This is a genomic window from Corynebacterium sphenisci DSM 44792 (assembly GCF_001941505.1).
GTDB classification, from domain to species: Bacteria; Actinomycetota; Actinomycetes; order Mycobacteriales; family Mycobacteriaceae; genus Corynebacterium; species Corynebacterium sphenisci.
The window spans coordinates 1,405,298-1,424,682 of the sequence record NZ_CP009248.1; the positions used below are offsets into that span (position 1 = coordinate 1,405,298).

Here is a 19,385-nt window from a genome sequence, read left to right on the forward strand (position 1 = left end):
CCGCTATCCGCGGGGCCGCACCAGCAGGGTCTGCGTGGAGCGGCCCACCGGGCCGCGCTCGTCGTAGATCTCCGCGGCGGTCATCCCGATCCCGTCCGGGCCGATGGAGCCGCGGGCGGAGATCCCGGTCCAGCCGGGCTCCGGGGCGCGGTGCAGGTGCACCACCAGGTCGGTGTTCATGAAGGTCCACGCCGCCGGGTCCAGGGTGGCGCCGATCCCGTTGGCGGTGTCCACCACGCTCATCAGCCGGCCGATCGGGCTGGGCGGCTCCCCGGAGACGATCGGGTGGTCGGTGCGCACCCAGTGGATCCGGGGCCGCGCGGGGTCGTCCGGGTCGGCGATGGAGCGGGCCCGGATGGAGTCGATGTAGCCGCCGGACCAGCGCAGCAGCGGGGTGTCCGGGTCCCCGGCGCAGGCGTCGGGGCCCGGGATGGGCCGTTCCAGGGCGCGTTCCACCACATCGGTGGGGGTCACCGCCATCCGCCAGGCCGCGGCGGTGGCCACCGCCCGCCACCGGCCGCGCACCTCGGCGAGCAGCTCCGCCTCCACCTTCTGGATCTGCCGGCCGGGCCGGGTCACCCGGGCCCGGGAGCGCAGCTCGGTGTAGGGCACCGCGGAGAGCAGGTCCACCGCGATCCGGGTGATCCGCATACCGTCGTCGGCGGTGCCGGCGCCGCGCTCCAGGGCGCGGGTGAGCAGCGCCGCCGGGGGAGCGCCGTGCTGGAAATCCCCCCAGGCGCCGTGGGTGCGTTCGGTGGGCCGGAAGCGCTCCGCGCCGCCGACGGCGCCGAGGGGCTCGTAGTAGCCGTGCTCGAGATCCTCTTTCATGACCAATAGGATAGCCCTCCGGCGGGGCCGCCGCCGGGGCCCGCGCCGGGTAGGATCGCCGGGCGTGATGAAGGCGATTCTCTGGGACATGGACGGCACCCTGCTCGACTCCGAGCCGCTGTGGGGGCGGGCCACGCATGCGCTCGCCCGGGAGCTCGGCGGGCCGCTGCCGGAGGAGGTGCGGGCCCGCACCATCGGCGGCTCCGCCCCGCGCACCGTGGGCATCATCGCCGAGCACCTCGGCCTGGATCTGGACGCCGCGGCCCGGGCCCGGGCGGGGGAGCGGCTCTTCGAGCTGTTCCTGGAGGCCGCCCGCGGTGGCGCGGAGCTGCGCCCCGGGGTCGCCGGGCTGCTCGCCGAGGCCCGCGCCGCGGGCATCCCGCAGGTGCTGGTCACCAACACGGTGCGCCGGGTCGCCGGGGTGGGCATCGCCGCGATCGGGCCGGGCTGGTTCGCCGGCACGGTCTGCGGCGACGAGGTCCCGGCCGGCAAACCCGCCCCGGACCCCTACCTGGCCGGCGCCCGGATCGCCGGCGCGGCGCCGGGGGAGTGCCTGGCGGTGGAGGATTCCCCGGGCGGGGCGACCGCGGCGGTGGCCGCCGGCTGCCGCACCCTGTACGTGCCCGGCCCCGGGGTGGGGCCGGCCCCGGCGGGGGCCGGGGAGCTGGCGGCGCTCACCGGGCGCCGGGATCTGGCGGGGGTCGACCTGGCGGCGCTGGGGGAGCTGCACCGCAGGCTCGGCGGTGTGGAACAATGACCCGCGTGAAGGACTTTGACACCCTGTACCAGCAGCTGCGCGCCCGCGCCGAGGAGCGCCCGGAGGGCTCGGCCACGGTGGCCATGCTCGACGCCGGCGTGCACGCCCAGGGCAAGAAGATCATGGAGGAGGCCGGCGAGGTGTGGCTCGCCGCCGAGCACGAGTCCGACGAGGCCCTCGCCGAGGAGATCTCCCAGCTCATCTACTGGCTGCAGGTGATCATGGTCGGCCGCGGGCTCACCCCCGAGGACGTCTACCGGCACCTCTAGCCGCCGCCCGCCCCGCCGTACCCCGACCCCCGCCGAACCAGGAGAAACCACCGCATGCTGCGCGTCGCCGTCCCCAACAAGGGCTCCCTGTCGGAAGCCGCCCTCGACATCCTGCACGAGGCCGGCTACGCCGGCCGGGGCGACAGCAAGCGGCTCACCGTCGCCGACCGGGCCAACGGGATCGAGTTCTTCTTCCTGCGGCCCAAGGACATCCCGATCTACGTCGGCGACGGGCAGCTGCACCTGGGCATCACCGGCCGGGACCTGGCCGCCGATTCGCTGGCCCCGGTGGACGAGGTGCTGTCCCTGGGCTTCGGCGCCTCCACCTTCCGCTACGCCGCCCCGGCGGGGCAGGAGTGGAGCGTCGAGCGCCTCGCCGGCACCCGGATCGCGACCAGCTACCCGAACCTGGTGCGCCGGGACATCGCCGACCGGGGCATCGAGGCGGAGGTGATCCGCCTCGACGGGGCGGTGGAGATCTCCATCAAGCTCGGCGTCGCCGACGTCATCGCCGACGTGGTGTCCACCGGGCGCACCCTGCGCACCCAGGGCCTGGCCCCCTTCGGCGAGCCGCTGGTCGCCTCGGAGGCGGTGGTGGTGGGCCGCCGCGGGGCGGAGCCGCACCCGGACCAGGCGGTGTTCCTCTCCCGGATCACCGGCATCCTGCACGCGAAGAACTACCTGATGCTCGACTACAACATCGAGCGGTCGAAGCTGGCGGCGGCCTCGGAGATCACCCCGGGCCTGTCCGGGCCCACGGTGTCGCCGCTGCAGCACGACGACTGGGTGGCGGTGCGCGCCATGGTGCCCCGGGCGGAGGCGAACCCGGTGATGGACCGGCTGGCCGCCGCCGGAGCCCAGGCGATCCTCGCCTCCGATATCCGGATCGCCCGGATCTAGCCCCCTGCCTGGGCGGACCCCGGGGCGGCAACGCCGTTAGCCCTTCGATATCCTTGGGTTATGAGCACCATCGCCGACACCCCCGATCCCGCCCCCGACCCGGCCGCCGACGGCGCCGCCCACCGCGTGGAGACCGACCTGCTCGGCTCCCGGGAGGTCCCCGCCGAGGCCTGGTACGGCATCCACACCCTGCGCGCCACGGAGAACTACCGGATCTCCGGCACCACCGTCAACGACATCCCCGAGTTCATCCGGGGCATGGTGATGGTGAAGAAGGCCGCCGCGATCGCCAACCGGCGGGTGCACACCCTGCCCCATGACGTCGCCGACGCGATCATCGCCGCCTGCGACGAGGTGCTCGAGAAGGGCCGCTGCCTGGACCAGTTCCCGATCGACGTCTTCCAGGGCGGGGCCGGCACCAGCCTCAACATGAACACCAACGAGGTGATCGCCAACCTGGCCCTGGAGCAGCTGGGCCGGGACAAGGGCGACTATGACGCGGTCAACCCCAATGACGACGTCAACCAGTGCCAGTCCACCAACGACGCCTACCCCACGGGCTTCCGGCTGGCGGTGCACATGGCCATGCAGCCGCTGCTGGCGGAGCTCTCCGAGCTGGCCACCGCGCTGCACGCCAAGGGCGACGAGTTCAACGACGTGATCACCATGGGCCGCACCCAGCTGCAGGACGCGGTGCCGATGACCCTGGGGCAGACCTTCCACGCCTTCGCCGCGAACCTCGCCGAGGAGCAGGAGGTGCTGCGCCAGGCCGGGGAGGGCCTGCTGGAGGTCAACATGGGCGCCACCGCGATCGGCACCGGGGTGAACGCCCCGGCCGGCTACCGGGAGGCGGTGGTGCAGGCGCTGCGCGAGGTCACCGGCCTGCAGATCGTCTCCGCCAAGGACCTCATCGAGGCCACCAGCGACACCGGCGGCTACGTCAACGTGCATTCGGCGATCAAGCGCACCGCGATGAAACTGTCCAAGATGTGCAATGACCTGCGGCTGCTCTCCTCCGGGCCGCGGGCCGGGCTCAACGAGGTGAACCTGCCGCAGCGGGCGGCGGGCTCGTCGATCATGCCCGCCAAGGTCAACCCGGTGATCCCGGAGGTGGTCAACCAGGCCTGCTTCAAGATCTTCGGCAACGACGTCACCCTGTCCTGGGCCGCCGAGGCCGGGCAGCTGCAGCTCAACGTGATGGAGCCGGTGATCGCGCAGTGCCTCTTCGAGTCGATGTCCCTGATGCGCCATGGCGCGCGCACCCTGCGCGAGCTGTGCATCGTGGACATCACCGCCAACCCGGAGCGCTGCCGCGGCTACGTCGACGACTCGATCGGCATCGTCACCTACCTCAACCCGGTGATCGGCCACCACCAGGGCGACCTGATCGGCGCCGAGGCGGCGGCCACCGGCCGGGGGGTGCGCGAACTGGTCCTGGAGAAGGGCCTGCTCAGCGCCGAGGAGCTGGATCGGATCCTCAGCGTGGACAACCTCATGCACCCCGAGTACCGGGGCCGGCGCTACGTCGAGGGCGAGAACCGCTTCACCGACTGACCCCCGCGGGGCGCCCGGCCCCGCCATCCCCGGCGCGCGGCCCCCACCCGCCGGGCCGCCGCGCCACCCCGCCGGCCCACCCACGGCCGGCCGCAGTGAAGGAGGCATCGCGGCCATGCTCATCGCCGCGCAAATCGCCGTCGTGGTGGCGGCGCTGGTCATCGGGGCCCGGCTGGGCTCCGTCGGAATCGGGTTCGCCGGCGGCGCCGGCGTGGTCGCCCTGGCGGCCCTGGGGGTGCCGGTGGCCGCCGCCGACATCCCCTTCGACGTCATCGGCATCATCATGGCGGTGATCGCGGCCATCTCCGCGATGCAGCGCGCCGGGGGCATGGACCACCTGGTGCACCTGGCGGAGCGGCTGCTGCGCCGCAACCCCCGCCGGGTGACCCGGCTCGCCCCGCTGGTCACCTACTTCATGACCCTCTTCGCCGGCACCGGGCACACCGCCTTCGCCACCCTGCCGGTCATCGTGGAGGTCGCCAAGGAGGGCGGGGTGCGCCCCTCCCGGCCGCTGAGCGTGGCCGTGGTCGCCTCCCAGATGGCGATCACCGCCTCCCCGATCTCCGCGGCGGTGGTGTTCGTCGCCGCCCTGCTGGAACCGCACGGGGTGGGCTACCTGCAGCTGCTCGCGGTGGTGATCCCCGCCACCCTGGCCGCGGTGATCGCCACCAGCTTCCTCGCCGAGCACCTGGGCCCGGAACTGGAGGACGACCCCGAGTACCGGCGCCGGCGCGCCGCCGGCCTGGTCGCCGCCCCGCGGGCGGCGGAGGACTACGTCCCCGCCCCGGGGGCGCGGGCCTCGGTGGGGATCTTCCTCGCCGCGATCGCGGTGGTGATGGTCTACGCCACCGCGATCAGCGAGCAGGTGGGGCTCATCGCCGACCCGGCGCTGCCCCGCAATGAGGCGATCATGGCGATCATGCTGGCCGCCGCGCTGGCCATCACGCTCATCGCCCGGATCCCGGCCGGCGAGATCCCCGGCACCCAGGTCTTCCGCTCCGGGATGAGCGCCTGCGTCTGCGTGATGGGCGTCGCCTGGCTGGGCACCACCCTGGTCAACGCGCATCTGGAGGCGATCACCGCCGGCGCCGGGGACCTGCTGCGCGCCCGGCCCTGGCTGCTCGCGGTGGTGCTCTTCCTCGCCGCGGCGCTGCTGTACTCCCAGGCCGCCACCGCCAAGGCGATGCTGCCCGCCGCCCTGGCGATCGGGGTGTCCCCGGCCACCGCGGTGGCCTCCTTCGCCGCCACCTCGGCGCTGTTCGTGCTGCCGACCTACCCCACCCTGCTCGCCGCGGTGGAGATGGACGACACCGGCTCCACCCGGCTCGGCCACTACGTGGTGGACCACCCCTTCATCATCCCGGGCACCGTGGCGATCGCCCTGGCGGTGGCCGCCGGCTTCGTCCTCGGCGGGCTGATCCTCTAGGCGCCGCCCCCGGCGTCGCCCGGCCAGCCCGGGTACTCCGGGGGCGTGCCGCCCTGGGCGGGGCACAGCGCGTGGAAGGAGCACCAGTCGCATAGCCGGGAGGTGCGCGGGGCGAAGTCGCCGTGCTCCCCGTCGGCGCGGATCCGCCCCCACAGCCGGGACAGCTCCGCCTGGAAGGCCTCCAGCTCCCGGGCCCGGGGCACGTGCACCAGATCATCGGCGACCCTGAGGTACATCAGGCGCAGCTGATCGGGCACCCGCCCGGTGAGCCGCCACCAGGCCAGGGCGTAGAAGCGCATCTGGAACAGCGCCTCCCCGCGGAACCGGGGCGCGGGTTTGCGCCCCGTCTTGTAGTCGACGATCCGCACCTCCCCGGTGGGGGCGACGTCCACCCGGTCGATGAACCCCCGGGCGGGCACGTCGCCCAGGCGCATGTTGACGAAGCGCTCCACCTCCGCGGCGTCGAAGCCGCGCGGGTTCTCCAGCATGAAGTAGCCCTTGAGCAGCCCCCGGCACTCCACCAGGAAATCCAGCAGCGACTCCTCGGGCACCAGGGCGGCCAGCTCCGGATCCTCCTCGACCATCCCCGCCCAGGTGGGTTTGAGCCGGGCCACCGCGGCCGGGTAGGTGCGCCCCGCCCGCTCCAGGGTGTGCAGCTGCTCCAGCACCGCATGCACCAGGGTGCCCTTGACCTGGGCGAGGGTCTTCGGCTCCGGGATCCGGTCGATGGCGCGCAGCCGGTACTTCAACGGGCACTGCCGGTAGTCGTTGGCGCGGGAGGGCGACAGCGCCGGCTGCCGGCGCACCCCGGTGCCCGGGGCGGGGGCGGTGCGGGGCGGGGGCTGGGTTTCGGGCATAATCACCCAGGCTAGCCACCGCCCGCACGGCCCCGTCGCCCGGGGCGGGGGCATCCGACGAGCAGAGGGGAAGCGCGCATGGCGCACAGCGGACCGTTCCAGCCCGGGGATCGGGTGCAGCTCAGCGACGGCAAGAACCGCCGCTTCACGATCACCCTGGAACCGGGGGAGCGGTTCTTCACGCACCGCGGCGCGATCGCGCACGATGACCTGATCGGGGCGGAGGAGGGCACCACGGTGACCTCCGAGATGGGCACCGTCTACCTGGCGCAGCGGCACACCCTGGTCGACTACGTGCTCTCCATGCCGCGGGGGGCGGCGGTGATCTACCCCAAGGACGCCGCCCAGATCCTGGTGGAGGGCGACGTCTTCCCCGGGGCCCGGGTGCTGGAGGCCGGCGCCGGCTCCGGGGCGATGAGCCTGTACCTGCTGCGCGCCATCGGCGAGGCCGGCCGGCTGTTCTCCTACGAGATCCGCGAGGACCACCTGGCCCACGCCGAGCGCAACGTCACCGGCTTCCTGGGCCGGCATCCGGACAACTGGGAGCTGCGCCTGGGCGACGTCGCCGAGGCCACCGCCGCCGATCTCGGCGGGCCCGTGGACCGGGTGCTGCTGGACATGCTGGAGCCCTGGGCGACCCTGGGGGCGGTGAAGGACCTGCTCGCCCCGGGCGGGGTGCTCATCGGCTACGTGGCCACGGTCACCCAGCTGATGAAGGTGATGGAGGGCCTGCGCGCGCTCGGCTGCTTCACCGAGCCGCGGGCCTGGGAGACCATGGTGCGCGACTGGCACGTGGTGGACCTGGCGGTGCGCCCGGTGCACCGGATGCAGGCGCACACCGCCTTCCTGATCACCGCCCGCCGGCTGGCCGACGGCACGGTGGCCCCGCGGCCGCAGCGGCGCAACCGCCGCTGAGGCCCCCGCCGGCCGGCGTGGCGCGCAGGGTAACCTTCACCACATGACCGACGTCGCCGACCAGCTCCGCCAGATCCGCAGCCTCGAGCAGAAGAACCGGGTGCTCGGCGCCCGCAACGAGAAGCTCGTCGAGGCGCTGCGCGAATCCCGCGACCAGCTCTCCCGGCTGCGCGCCGACGTGGAGGCGATGACCGAACCGCCCTCGACCTACGGGGTGTTCCTGCGCCCGGCCGGCGACCACGCCGCCGAGGTGTTCACCGGCAACCGGCGGATGCGGCTCAACGTGCTGCGCTCCCTCGACCCCGCCGCGCTGCGGCACGGGTCCCTGGTGCGCATCTCCGAGGGCGCCCTGGTGGTGGAGGACTGCGGCTACCCGGACAACGGGGAGCTCGCCCTGGTCCGGGAGACCCTGCCGGACCGGCGCCGGGTGCTGGTCACCGACACCCACGGGGAGGAGTTCCTGGTCGCCCTGGCCGGGGACCTGGAGCCGAAGGTGGGCGACACGGTGCTGGTGGACCGCAAATCCGGCCACGCCTTCGAGGTGATCCCCAAGGCCGAGGTGGAGAACCTCGTGCTGGAGGAGGTGCCCGACGTGGAGTACTCCGACATCGGCGGGCTGCACCGGCAGATCGAGCAGATCCACGACGCGGTGGAGATGCCCTTCCTGCACCCGGAGCTCTTCGAGGCCTACGACCTGCGCCCGCCGAAGGGGGTGCTGCTCTACGGCCCGCCCGGCAACGGCAAAACCCTCATCGCCAAGGCGGTGGCCAACTCCCTGGCCCGCAAGATCGCGCTCTCCCGGGGCGCGGGGGAGGCCGAGGCCCGCCGGGCCACCTCCTACTTCCTCAACGTCAAGGGCCCGGAGCTGCTGAACAAGTTCGTCGGCGAGACCGAACGCCAGATCCGGCTGATCTTCGACCGGGCCCGGGACATCGCCGAGGAGGGCCGGCCGGTGATCGTCTTCTTCGACGAGATGGACTCCATCTTCCGCACCCGCGGCTCCGGGGTGAGCTCCGACATGGAGAACACCGTGGTGCCCCAGCTGCTCGCGGAGCTCGACGGGGTGGAGGGCCTGGACAACGTGATCGTGATCGGCGCCTCCAACCGGGAGGAGATGATCGACCCGGCGATCCTGCGGCCCGGCCGGCTGGACGTGAAGATCCGGATCGAACGGCCCGACGCCGACGCCGCCCGGGACATCTTCGGCAAGTACCTCACCCCGGCGCTGCCCTACGCCGCCGAGGATCTCGCCGAGCACGGCGATGCCGCGGCGACCGCGGCGGCGCTCATCGACGCCACCGTGGCCCGGATGTACGCCACCGGCCCGGAGAACGAGTACGTGCGGGTGTCCTACGCCGACGGGCACGTGGACACCCTGCACTACCGCGACTTCGCCTCCGGGGCGATGATCGCCAACATCGTCGGCCGGGCCAAGAAGCTGGCGATCAAGGACGTCATCGCCGGCGCCCCCGGGGCCGGCGGAATCCGCCGGGAGCACCTCATCGCCGCGGTGGTGGAGGAGTACGCGCAGAACGAGGATCTGCCCAACACCGCCAACCCCGATGAATGGGCCCGGATCACCGGCCGGCCCACCGGCCGGGTGGTGGACGTCGCGGTGATCGCCCACGACGACCGGGGGCAGGCGTGATGGGCCGGGTGCTGGGCACCGAGATCGAGTACGGGATCGCCGCCCCCGACGACCCCGAGGTGAGCCCCATCCTCACCTCCACCCGGGCGGTGCTCGCCTACGCCCGGGCGCACGCCCCCGGCTCCGGACGGCGGGCCCGCTGGGACCATGAGCCGGAGTCGCCGCTGCGCGACTCCCGCGGCTTCGACCTGCGCCGCTACCGGCAGGTGCCGGTGGTGGACCCGGACGCGGTGGGCGCGGCGAACATCATCCTGGACAACGGGGCCCGCTTCTACGTCGACCACGCCCACCCGGAGTACTCCGCCCCGGAGACCCTGGACCCGCTGGCCGCGGTCGTCGCCGACCGGGCCGGGGACGCGATCATGCACGAGGCGGCCCGGCTGGCCTCCGCGGAGGAGGACTGCCCGGATCTGCGGATCTACCGCAACAACGTCGACGGCAAGGGCGCCTCCTACGGGGCGCACGAGAACTACCGCTTCTCCCGGGAGACGGACTTCGATGCGGTGGCGGCGGGGCTGACCCCCTTCTTCGTCACCCGGCAGGTGTTCTGCGGCGCCGGCCGGGTCGGCATCGGGGTGCGCGGGGAGCGCCCCGGCTTCCAGATCGCCCAGCGCGCCGACTACATCGAGACCGAGGTCAGCCTGGAGACCACGCTCAACCGCGGGATCATCAACACCCGGGATGAGCCGCACTCCGACCCGGAGCTGTGGCGCCGGCTGCACGTCATCATCGGCGACGCGAACATGAGCGAGACCGCCACCTACCTCAAGCTCGGCGCCACCGCCCTGGTGCTCGACGCGATCGAGGCGGGGGTGGACTTCACCGACCTGGCGCTGCGCGACCCGGTCGCCGCGGTGCGCGAGGTCTCCCGGGACCTCTCCTGCACCGCGGCGCTGCAGCACGCCGACCACGTCACCCGGCGCACCGCGATCCAGATCCAGCGCGAGTACCTCGACCGGGTGCGCGGCTTCGACGCCGCCGGCGAGGTCACCGCCCGCTGGGCGGAGGTGCTCGACCTGCTGGAGCGGGATCCGATGGAGACCGCCGGGATCCTGGACTGGACCGCGAAGCTGGCGCTGCTGCGGGGCCTGCGCGAGCGCGGCGGGCTGGGCTGGGATCACCCCAAGCTGGCGCTCATCGACCTGCAGTACGCCGACATCGACCCGGACCGGGGGCTCTACCACGCGCTCCTCGCCCGGGGCCGGATGCGCCGGCTGAGCACCGACGCCCAGGTCGCCGAGGCGGTGACCACCGCGCCCCGGGACACCCGCGCCTACCTGCGCGGCGGGCTGTTGCGCCGCTTCCCCGACGACGTGGTCGCGGCCAGCTGGGACTCCGCCATCGTCACCGTGGACGGCGACCCGGAGGGGGAGCTGGTGAAGCTCCGGCTGCACGACGTCACCGGGCTGGGCGCCGCCGCGGTGGCGGATCTGCTGGAGGGCGCCCCGGACATGGCGGCCCTGGTGTCCGGGTTGGCCGCCCGCGGCCTGGCCGGGCTAAGGCCGCGCTAAGGTCGGGTGTGACGGAGTCGGCGGGGAGGCCCCCGCCGGCGGAGCATGCGAGGAACGGAGCTTTCATGGCGGACATCACCGGTGCGCAGGTGCACGGCGGCGGCTCGGGCGGGCCGGAGGAGGAGCCCGGGGAGATCGGCTCCGGGGCGGCCGGGCAGGCCCAGGTGCACGCCCAGGCCGCCGATGATCTGCTCGACGAGATCGACGGGCTGCTGGAGGCCAATGCGGAGGAGTTCGTCCGCTCCTACGTGCAGAAGGGCGGCGAGTAGCCGGTGGCCGGGGTCGCGCTGACCCGCCGGGTCACCGGGATCGAGACCGAGTACGGCATCGCCTGCACCCTCGACGGGGCCACCCGGCTGGGCCCGGAGGAGACAGCGCGGTACATGTTCCGCCCGGTGATCTCCGACTACGGCGCGACGAACATCTTCACCGCCAACGCCGGCCGGCTCTACCTCGACGTCGGCTCGCACCCCGAGTTCGCCACCGCGGAATGCGATGGCCTGGGCCAGCTCATCGCCCAGGACCGGGCCGGGGAGCGGCTCCTCGACGAGCTCGCCGCGCGGGCCGAGGCCCAGCTCGCCGAGGAGGGCATCGGCGGCCGGGTGTTCCTCTTCCGCAACAACGTCGACTCCGCCGGCAACTCCTACGGCTGCCACGAGAACTACCTGGTGGGCCGGTCGATGAGCCTGAAGGCGCTGTCCCGGCTGCTGCTGCCCTTCCTGGTCACCCGGCAGCTGATCTGCGGCGCCGGGCTCATCGCCCGGCCCTACCCGGGCAGCCCGCATGAGCAGGAGGCGGAGCAGTACTGCTTCTCCCAGCGCGCCGACCACGTGTGGGAGGGCGTGTCCAGCGCCACCACCCGATCCCGGCCGATCATCAACACCCGGGACGAGCCGCATGCGGACTCCACCCGCTACCGGCGGCTGCACGTCATCGTCGGCGACTCCAACATGAGCGAGACCACCACCGCGCTGAAGGTGGCCAGCACCCAACTGGTGCTGGAGATGATCGAGGCCGGCCGGGACCTCCCGGATCTCGAGGTCGCCAACGAGATCAAGGCGATCCGGGAGGTCAGCCGGGATCTCGGCGGCCGGGCCCCGGTGGCGCTGCGCGCCGGCGGGGAGATGCCCGCGCTGGAGATCCAGCGGATCTACCTCGACGCCGCCCGCTCCTGGCTGGCGGAGCGCCCGGAGGAGGGCGCGGGCACGCCCAATGCGGAGCTGGCCCCGCTGCTGGAGCTGTGGGGCCGGGTGCTCGACGCGGTGGAGTCCGGGGATCATTCGGCGATCGCCGGCGACATCGACTGGGCGATCAAGCTCAGCCTCCTCGACCGGTACCGGGAGCGCGGCCTGGAGCTCACCGACCCGCGGCTGGCGCAGGTGGACCTCGCCTACCACGACACCCGGCCGGGCCGGGGCGTGTTCCGGCTGCTGGAGGCCCGGGGGGCGGTGAGCCGGATGGTCGACGACGCCGCGGTGACCCGGGCGATGACCCGCGCCCCGGAGACCACCCGGGCGCATCTGCGGGGCCGCTTCCTCGCCGCCACCCGCGCCGCCGGGGTGCCCACCGTGGTGGACTGGACGCATCTGAAGATCCCCGGCGACGACCCCGTCACCGTGGTGCTCGACGATCCGCTGGCCGCCGTCGACGAGCGGGTCGACGCGCTGCTGGCCACCCTGCCCGAGCCCGCCCCGGGGGCGCCGGCGTGAGCGCCGCGGCCCCCCGGCAGCTGGAGCTGCTGCTCGCCCTGGCGGACAGCCGGCTGGGGCTCACCCGCGCCGAGCTGGGCCGGGTGATCCCGGACTACGCCGGGGCCGACGGCGCCGCGGAGGCCGCCCGCAAGCGCCTGGAGCGCGATCTCGCGGCGCTGCGCGAGATCGGGGTGCCGGTGGACGCGGCGGGGGAGCGGATCCGGGTCGACGACGCCGGCTGGCGGCTGCGCGATCCCGGCTTCACCCCGGAGGAGGCCACCGTGGTGGCGCTGGCGGCCTCCGCGGTGAGCCCGGACGCCGCCCTGGACCGGCTCGGCGCCCGGGCCTGGGGCAAGCTCGCCGCGGAGGCGGGCCGGCCGGATCTGCGCGAGGCCGGCACCCGGGTGCTGCTCGCCGACGGGGCGGACACCGCCGGCGGGGACGTCGCCGAACTGCTGCGCGCCCGCGCCGAGGGCCGCCGGGTGCGCTTCTGGTACACCCCCCGCTTCGGCGCCGATGATGAGGAGCGGCACCTGGAGCCCTGGGCGATCGTGAGCATCGGCGGCCGCCGCTACCTCGTCGGCTACGACGTGCAGCGCGGCGGCCCGCGGGCCTTCCGGCTGGCCCGGGTCCGGGAGGTCGCGGTGGGCGAGCCGGCGCTGACCCCCCGGCCGGGCACGGCGGGGATCATCGAGGTGGCCCGGGGCTCGCTGCACCGCGGCGGCGCCCCGGTGCGCCCGGTGGCCCGGATCGCCGAGGGCACCTGCGGGGACGTCACCGCTGGGGCCGAGCCCCTCGGCGGGGGCCGGTGGCGGCTGCCGGAGATGCCCCGGGGCGAGGCGGTGGAGCTGGCCCTGGCCCATGCCGGGGATCTGCTGGTGGAGGCCCCGGCCGGGCTGCGCGCCGAGGTGATCGGCCGGCTGCGCGCCATCGCCGGGGCGCCCCCGGGCGGGCACGGCGCCGATGCCGGGGAGGAGGGGCGATGAGCCGGGAGCCGACCCTGCCGGAGCTGCTCGCCGTGTCCTGGTTCTTCACCGGCCGGCGGCGCACCCTCACCGAGGCGGCCGCGGAACTGGGCCTGGACTGGGCCCGGGTGCGCCGCGCCCTGGAGCTGCTGGAGACCGCGGAACTGCCCGGCCAGATCGGGATCCCGCCCTTCGAGGTGGTCCGGCACGGGCCCAATGAGGCGGAGCTGGTCACCGCCCGGGTGCCGCTGGTCGCCGAACCGCTGCGGCTCACCCCCGCCGAGGGCGCGGCGGTGCTGATGAGCCTGGAGTCCCTGGAGGCGGTGCCGGGGATCGCGGACCCGGCGACGGTGCGCGCCGCCGCGGCGAAGCTGCGCGCGGTGCTCGCCGGCGACGAGGCGGACCCGGCGTTCATCGCCGAGGCCGCCCCCGCCGCGCAGCCGCCCGGGGTGGCCGCCGCGGTGCGCGCCGCGGTCGCCGGGGGCCGGGTGCTGGAGATGACCTACCGCAGCGCCCTCGACGAGCGGCGCACCCGGCGGGTGGACCCGGTCCGGCTCATCGCCGTCGACGGCCGGGCCTACCTGCGCGCCGTGGACCACGACCCGGAGGCCGCCGCCTACGGCGGCGCCGCCCCGGACGCCCGGGTGAAGTCCTTCCGGATGGATCGGATCGAATCCGCCCGGGTGCTGGCGGAGCCGGCCGTGCCGGTGGCCGCCCCGGAACCCGACCCGGCGGACCCGCACGGCTTCCACGCCGACCCGGAGTGGGTGGAGGTGCGCATCGACCCGGAGTGGACCTGGGTCGCCGACTACGACCCGGTGTTCGACCTGGAGCCGGCCGGGGCGGACCCGGCGGCCGGCTACCGGGGCTGGATCCCGGCCCGGGACCCGCGCCGCGCGGTGGCCTTCCTGCTGCGCCGGGCGCCGGGGGTGCGCGCCGTGGACGCGGTGCTCGCCGGGGAGGTGGCCGGTCGGGCGGAGGCCGCCCTGGCCGCGTATGCTCAGATGCCGATACCCGCCGCGGGGGAGCCCGATCCCCCGCGCTAGGGCCCGCCCCACCCCGCCAAACCCGATAAGGAGAAGGTGCACGTTATGCCGAACCTGGGCACTTGGGAACTGCTGATCATCCTGCTCGTGGTCGTGCTGCTCTTCGGGGCGAAGCGACTGCCCGACGCGGCCCGCTCCCTGGGCCGCTCCATGCGCATCTTCAAGTCCGAGGTCAAGGAGATGCAGAACGACGACGCCCCGGCCCAGCAGCCGCAGGCCGGGGGCCAGCTGCCGCCGGCGCAGCAGCCGGTGCAGCCCCAGCCCGTCGACCAGCCCGGCCAGCCGCAGCCGCGGCGCGACGCCGGCGACACCCCGGGGGCCTAGGCCCCGGTGGCACGCGGCGCAAGGCCCCGGCGGTTCGGGAGATCCCGCAACCCCGAGGGCGTGATGACCATCGTCGAGCACATCCAGGAGCTGCGCTCCCGGATCATCAAGGCCCTGCTGGGCCTGCTCCTCGGCACCATCGTCGGCTACATCTGGTACCAGAATGGGCTGACCCTGGGCCGGCTGCGCATCCCCGCGCTCGGCGAGATCCTGCTGCGGCCCTACTGCGCGCTGCCCGAATCCTCCCGGCTGGGCCCGCCGGGGGAGTGCCGCCTACTGGCCACCAGCCCCTTCGAGATGTTCCTGCTGCGCCTGAAGGTCGGCGCGCTGGCCGGGGTGGTGCTGTCCTCCCCGGTGTGGCTGGGCCAGCTGTGGGCCTTCATCACCCCCGGCCTGGTGCGCCGGGAGCGCCGGGTCACCCTCGCCGTGGTCTCCGCGGCGGTGACCCTGTTCGTGCTCGGCGCGGTGCTCGCCTACTTCGTGCTCACCTACGGGCTGAGCTTCCTCATGATGATCGGCGAGGAGGTGCAGACCACCGCCCTCACCGGCCGGGAGTACTTCGGCTTCGTGGTGGGCCTCATCGTGGTGTTCGGGGTGAGCTTCGAGCTGCCCCTGTTCATCGTGATGCTCAACGCCGTCGGCGTGCTCAAGTACGACGCGATCAAGGACAAGCGGCGGGCCATCATCCTGCTGCTGTTCATCTTCGCCGCCTTCATGACCCCCGGCCAGGACCCGGCCTCGATGGTGGCCATGGCGCTGTCGCTGTGCCTGATGGTGGAGATCGCCCTGCAGATCTGCCGGCTCAACGACAAACGCCGGGCCAAGGCCCGGCCGGACTGGCTGGACCTCGACGATGAGCAGGGCTCCGGGCCGGTGACCGCCTCCGGCCCGGTACGCGCCTCCGCCCGGCCCGACGCCACCGCCCCGCCGGCCGCGCCCGGGGCGGCCCTGGACGCCCGCCCGGCCGGGGACTTCGACGACGTGCTGTGACACAGTTGGGGCCATGACGGTCCTCGACTCCTTCGCCGAGTCCCTCGGCTTCACCCCGGACGGGTTCCAGCTCGACGCCTGCCGCGCGATCGAGGCCGGCCGGGGGGCGCTGGTCTGCGCCCCCACCGGCTCCGGCAAGACCGTGGTCGGCGAATTCGCGATCCACCTGGCGCACGCCCGCGGCACCAAATGCTTCTACACCACCCCGATCAAGGCGCTGAGCAACCAGAAGCACCGGGATCTCGTCACCGTCTACGGCGAGGACCGGGTGGGCCTGCTCACCGGCGACGTCAGCCGCAACGGCGACGCCGACATCGTGGTGATGACCACCGAGGTGCTGCGCAACATGATCTACGCCGGCTCCCCGGCGCTGGACCGGCTCTCCCATGTGGTGATGGACGAGATCCACTACCTGGCGGACCGGGAGCGCGGCGCGGTGTGGGAGGAGGTGATCCTCGGCCTCGCCGAGGAGGTCAAGGTGGTGGGCCTATCCGCCACCGTGTCGAACTCGGAGGAGTTCGGCCGCTGGCTGGCCGCGGTGCGCGGGGACACCGAGGTGATCGTCACCGACCACCGCCCGGTGCCGCTGCACCAGCACATGCTGGTCGGCACCCGGCTGCTGCCCCTGTTCGACGCCGGGGGGCGGGGGGTGAACCGGGAGGTGCTCGCCGCGACCGCCCGCGCCGAGCAGCACCGCTTCCGCCCGGCCCGCCGCCCCGACGTGGTGGCCCGGCTGCAGCGGGAGGGCATGCTGCCGGCGATCGTGTTCATCTTCTCCCGGGCCGGCTGCGACGGGGCGCTCGCCCAGCTCGCCGCCACCCGGATGCGGCTCACCGACGAGGCCGAGGCCCGCCGGATCGACGCCATCGTGGACGCCGGGGTCGCCGGGGTGGACCCGGCCGACCTGGAGGTGCTGGACTTCCGCCGCTTCCGCGCCGCCGCCCGCCGCGGTTTCGCCGCGCACCACGCCGGGATGCTGCCCGCGTTCCGGCATATCGTGGAGAGGCTCTTCAACGCCGGGCTGGTGAAGGTGGTCTTCGCCACCGAGACCCTGGCGCTGGGCATCAACATGCCGGCGCGCACCGTGGTGCTGGAGCGGCTGGTGAAGTACGACGGCCGGGCGCATGTGGACCTCACCCCGGGCCAGTACACCCAGATGACCGGCCGGGCGGGGCGCCGCGGCATCGACCCCGTGGGCCATGCCGTGGTGCAGTGGGGCCCGGCGATGGACCCGCGCTGGGTGGCGGGCCTGGCCTCGACCCGCACCTACCCGCTGAACTCCACCTTCGCCCCCGGCTACAACATGGCGGTGAACCTGCTGCGCACCGTCGGCTACGCCGACGCCACCGCCACCCTGGAGCGCTCCTTCGCCCAGTTCCAGGCCGACGGCGACGTCGCCGCGGATCTCGCCGAACTGGAGCGGGCCCGCGCCCGGGTGGCCGCGATGACCGAGTCCCTCGCCCACCACGGCGATCCGGGGCAGGTCGAGGCGCTGCTGGAGTACCTGGACCTGCGCGCGGAGATCACCGCCGAGGAGCGGGCCGCGAAATGCCGGGCGCTCACCGAGCGGCACCGGGAGACGGTCACCGCGCTGCGCCAGCTGCGCCGCGGCGACGTGATCGCGCTGCCCCGGGGCAAGCGGGTGGAGCTGGCCGCGGTGGTGCGCGAACAGCACGGGGGCACGGAGCCGCGGCCCACCGTGGTGGGGGTGCGCGGGTTCACCGGCCGGGTCGATCCGGGGCTGTTCCCCGCCGCCCCGCAGGTGCTGGGCACCATCCGGGTACCCGCGGACGCCGCCCGCAGACCCGGCCGGGCGGTGGGCATCATCGCCTCCGAAATCGACCGCCGCGGGATCACCGGGCCGCGCCGGCTGCGCCGGCCCAAGGCCCGGCCCAACCCGCGGCTGAAGGAGCTGCGGGCGCGGCTGCGGGCCCATCCGCTGCACGCCGATCCGGTCGCCGACCAGGCGATGGCCGCCGGGGACCGGCTGCGCGAGGCCCGCGCCGAGGTGCGCCGGCTGGAGGGCCGGGTCGCCGCCGCCTCGGACACCCTGGCCCGCACCTTCGACCGGATCCTGGAGCTGCTCGCGGAGATGGACTACGTGGAGCGCGACGACGCCGACGCCTGGCGGGTCACCGCGGAGGGCGAGCGGCTGGCCCGGATCCACAATGGCGCGGATCTGCTGGCCGCGACCTGCCTGCGCCGCGGGATCTGGGACGACCTGGACCCGGCGGAGCTGGCCGGGGCGGTCAGCGCCCTGGTCTTCGAGAACCGGCGGGACACCGGGGCGGGCATCGACGCGGTGCCCACCGAGGCGCTGGCCGACGCGATCGCCGGGATCCGCCGGATCCACGGGGAACTGGCCGTGGACGAGGAGCGGCACCGGCTGCCGGCCTCCCCGGAACCGGACGCGGCCTTCGCCGGGGCGATGCACCAGTGGACCGCCGGCGCCCCGCTGGCGTACTGCCTGGAGGCCGCGGCCGCCAACGGCGCCGAACTCACCCCCGGCGATTTCGTGCGCTGGTGCCGGCAGGTGGTGGATCTCCTGCAGCAGGTCCGGGCCACCGGCTACACCGAGCGGATCCGGGACAACGCGTCCGCGGCGATCGCGGCGATCCGGCGCGGGGTGGTGGCGATCGCCGCCTAGGCCCCGGCCAGGGCCAGGCGCAGCGCCCCGGCGAGCTGGTCCACCGCCCGGCGCGCGCCGCGCCAGATCCCGGTGGAGTTGAGGAAGGGGTGCACCAGGCCGCGGTGCCGCACCAGGGCCACCGGCACCCCGGCGGCGGCCAGCCGGCCGGCGTAGGCCAGGCCCTCATCGCGCAGCGGGTCGAACCCGGCGACCGCCACGTAGGCCGGGGCCAGGCCGCGGAGATCCCCGGCCCGCAGCGGGGAGACCTCCGGGTCGGCCGGGTCGGCCGCCCCCGCGCCGGCGCCCAGGCGCACCCGGTAGAACCACTCCAGATCCGCGTCGTGCAGGAAGAAGCCGCGGGCGAACTCGGCGCGGCTGGCGCTGCGGCCGACCAGATCGGCCACCGGCACCACCAGGGCCTGCAGCGCCGGCTGGGGCAGCCCCCGGGCCCGCGCCCGCAGGCACACCGCCGCGGCCAGGGTCGCCCCGGCGGAGTCCCCGGCCACCGCCACCGGGCCGGCCGCCGGGTCGGCGGCCAGCTCCGCGTACACCGCCCAGGCGTCGTCCAGGGCGGCGGGATGCGGGTGCTCCGGGGCGAGCCGGTAGTCCACGGAGGCCACCCGCGCCCCGGCGCCGTCGGCGAGCCGCCGGGCCGGGGCGTCATGGGAGTCCGGGGAGCCCATCGCCCAGCCCCCGCCGTGCAGGAGCACCACGGTGCCGCGCGGTGCGGCGTGCCGGGGGAGGTACTCGCGCACCGGCACCCCGGCGATCCGGGTCTCCCGGACCCGGGCCGGGGTGCGCCGGCCCGCGGCGAGCCGGGCCTGCCGCTCCAGCTCCCGGCGGCCCCGGGCGAGGCCCCCGTGGGTCATCCCGCGGCCGCCGCCGATGAGCCGGAGCAGCCGCAGCGAGACCGCCACATCGGCGTCCAGGCGCTCCCCGGCGGAATTGACCGGCGGGCGGGCCACCGCGGCCAGCAGCGGCTCCGGCAGGGCGGTCACCGCGCGGGTGCCCGCGGCGAGGATCCGGTCCAGCGGGTGGCGTCGATGGTTCATGGGCCGAACCTACCGCGGGGCCG

General features: G+C 74.6%; 18 protein-coding genes. 15 read left to right on the forward strand and 3 right to left on the reverse strand.

Features of this window, described 5'->3' with window-relative positions:
• Positions 1-3: 3 nt before the first annotated feature.
• A complete protein-coding gene (locus CSPHI_RS06470) occupies positions 4-828 on the reverse strand; it encodes a thioesterase family protein (RefSeq protein ID WP_075692018.1) in 825 nt (274 codons plus the stop codon).
• 67 nt (positions 829-895) lie between these two features.
• On the opposite strand from CSPHI_RS06470, the gene CSPHI_RS06475 reads away from it, so the two are divergent.
• The 5 genes from CSPHI_RS06475 (at position 896) to CSPHI_RS06495 (ending at position 5,734) form a co-directional block, all read left to right on the forward strand.
• A complete protein-coding gene (locus tag CSPHI_RS06475; RefSeq protein ID WP_075692019.1) occupies positions 896-1,585 on the forward strand; it encodes an HAD family hydrolase in 690 nt (229 codons plus the stop codon).
• The gene (locus CSPHI_RS06480; protein WP_211274654.1) at positions 1,582-1,854 is read left to right on the forward strand and encodes a phosphoribosyl-ATP diphosphatase; all 273 of its coding nucleotides are present in this window, start codon (positions 1,582-1,584) and stop codon (positions 1,852-1,854) included. Before CSPHI_RS06475 ends, CSPHI_RS06480 begins: the two co-directional genes overlap by 4 nt.
• Positions 1,855-1,908: 54 nt before the next feature.
• Positions 1,909-2,754 carry an ATP phosphoribosyltransferase gene (gene hisG, locus CSPHI_RS06485; RefSeq protein ID WP_075692021.1) on the forward strand — a complete coding sequence of 282 codons (846 nt, stop codon included), beginning with the start codon at positions 1,909-1,911 and terminating at the stop codon, positions 2,752-2,754.
• Positions 2,755-2,814: 60 nt separating this feature from the next.
• Complete coding sequence (gene aspA, locus CSPHI_RS06490; RefSeq protein ID WP_075692022.1) at positions 2,815-4,308, forward strand: aspartate ammonia-lyase; 1,494 nt, start codon at positions 2,815-2,817, stop codon at positions 4,306-4,308.
• 115 nt (positions 4,309-4,423) lie between these two features.
• Positions 4,424-5,734 carry an anaerobic C4-dicarboxylate transporter gene (locus CSPHI_RS06495; RefSeq protein ID WP_075692023.1) on the forward strand — a complete coding sequence of 437 codons (1,311 nt, stop codon included), beginning with the start codon at positions 4,424-4,426 and terminating at the stop codon, positions 5,732-5,734.
• Here CSPHI_RS06495 and CSPHI_RS06500 read toward each other — a convergent pair.
• Positions 5,731-6,591 carry a RecB family exonuclease gene (locus tag CSPHI_RS06500; RefSeq protein ID WP_075692024.1) on the reverse strand — a complete coding sequence of 287 codons (861 nt, stop codon included), beginning with the start codon at positions 6,589-6,591 and terminating at the stop codon, positions 5,731-5,733. The two genes, CSPHI_RS06495 and CSPHI_RS06500, sit on opposite strands and share 4 nt — an antisense overlap.
• A gap of 78 nt (positions 6,592-6,669) precedes the next feature.
• On the opposite strand from CSPHI_RS06500, the gene CSPHI_RS06505 reads away from it, so the two are divergent.
• The 10 genes from CSPHI_RS06505 (at position 6,670) to CSPHI_RS06550 (ending at position 18,328) form a co-directional block, all read left to right on the forward strand.
• Positions 6,670-7,506 (forward strand): tRNA (adenine-N1)-methyltransferase, encoded by an 837-nt coding sequence (locus CSPHI_RS06505; RefSeq protein WP_075692025.1) that lies wholly within the window; start codon positions 6,670-6,672, stop codon positions 7,504-7,506.
• Positions 7,507-7,549: 43 nt separating this feature from the next.
• The gene (gene arc / locus CSPHI_RS06510; RefSeq protein WP_075692026.1) at positions 7,550-9,154 is read left to right on the forward strand and encodes a proteasome ATPase; all 1,605 of its coding nucleotides are present in this window, start codon (positions 7,550-7,552) and stop codon (positions 9,152-9,154) included.
• Complete coding sequence (gene dop, locus CSPHI_RS06515) at positions 9,154-10,665, forward strand: depupylase/deamidase Dop (RefSeq protein WP_075692027.1); 1,512 nt, start codon at positions 9,154-9,156, stop codon at positions 10,663-10,665. The genes arc and dop overlap by 1 nt, the downstream gene beginning before the upstream one ends.
• Before the next feature lie 65 nt (positions 10,666-10,730).
• On the forward strand, positions 10,731-10,934 hold the full coding sequence (locus CSPHI_RS06520; protein WP_075692028.1) for a ubiquitin-like protein Pup: 204 nt from the start codon (positions 10,731-10,733) through the stop codon (positions 10,932-10,934).
• Between the two features lie 3 nt (positions 10,935-10,937).
• Positions 10,938-12,374: a Pup--protein ligase gene (gene pafA / locus CSPHI_RS06525; protein WP_075692029.1), complete on the forward strand. Its 1,437-nt coding sequence runs from the start codon at positions 10,938-10,940 to the stop codon at positions 12,372-12,374.
• Positions 12,371-13,342 carry a helix-turn-helix transcriptional regulator gene (locus CSPHI_RS06530; RefSeq protein ID WP_075692030.1) on the forward strand — a complete coding sequence of 324 codons (972 nt, stop codon included), beginning with the start codon at positions 12,371-12,373 and terminating at the stop codon, positions 13,340-13,342. Before pafA ends, CSPHI_RS06530 begins: the two co-directional genes overlap by 4 nt.
• Positions 13,339-14,367 (forward strand): helix-turn-helix transcriptional regulator, encoded by a 1,029-nt coding sequence (locus CSPHI_RS06535; RefSeq protein WP_075692031.1) that lies wholly within the window; start codon positions 13,339-13,341, stop codon positions 14,365-14,367. Before CSPHI_RS06530 ends, CSPHI_RS06535 begins: the two co-directional genes overlap by 4 nt.
• A 45-nt stretch (positions 14,368-14,412) precedes the next feature.
• On the forward strand, positions 14,413-14,691 hold the full coding sequence (gene tatA / locus CSPHI_RS06540) for a Sec-independent protein translocase subunit TatA (RefSeq protein ID WP_075692032.1): 279 nt from the start codon (positions 14,413-14,415) through the stop codon (positions 14,689-14,691).
• A 63-nt stretch (positions 14,692-14,754) separates the two neighbouring features.
• Positions 14,755-15,681, forward strand: coding sequence for a twin-arginine translocase subunit TatC (tatC, locus tag CSPHI_RS06545; protein WP_075692033.1), 927 nt, complete (start codon positions 14,755-14,757; stop codon positions 15,679-15,681).
• A gap of 13 nt (positions 15,682-15,694) precedes the next feature.
• A complete protein-coding gene (locus CSPHI_RS06550) occupies positions 15,695-18,328 on the forward strand; it encodes a DEAD/DEAH box helicase (protein WP_075692034.1) in 2,634 nt (877 codons plus the stop codon).
• Here the strand turns inward: CSPHI_RS06550 and CSPHI_RS06555 are convergent.
• A complete protein-coding gene (locus CSPHI_RS06555) occupies positions 18,325-19,362 on the reverse strand; it encodes an alpha/beta hydrolase (protein ID WP_075692035.1) in 1,038 nt (345 codons plus the stop codon). The two genes, CSPHI_RS06550 and CSPHI_RS06555, sit on opposite strands and share 4 nt — an antisense overlap.
• Positions 19,363-19,385 lie beyond the last annotated feature (23 nt).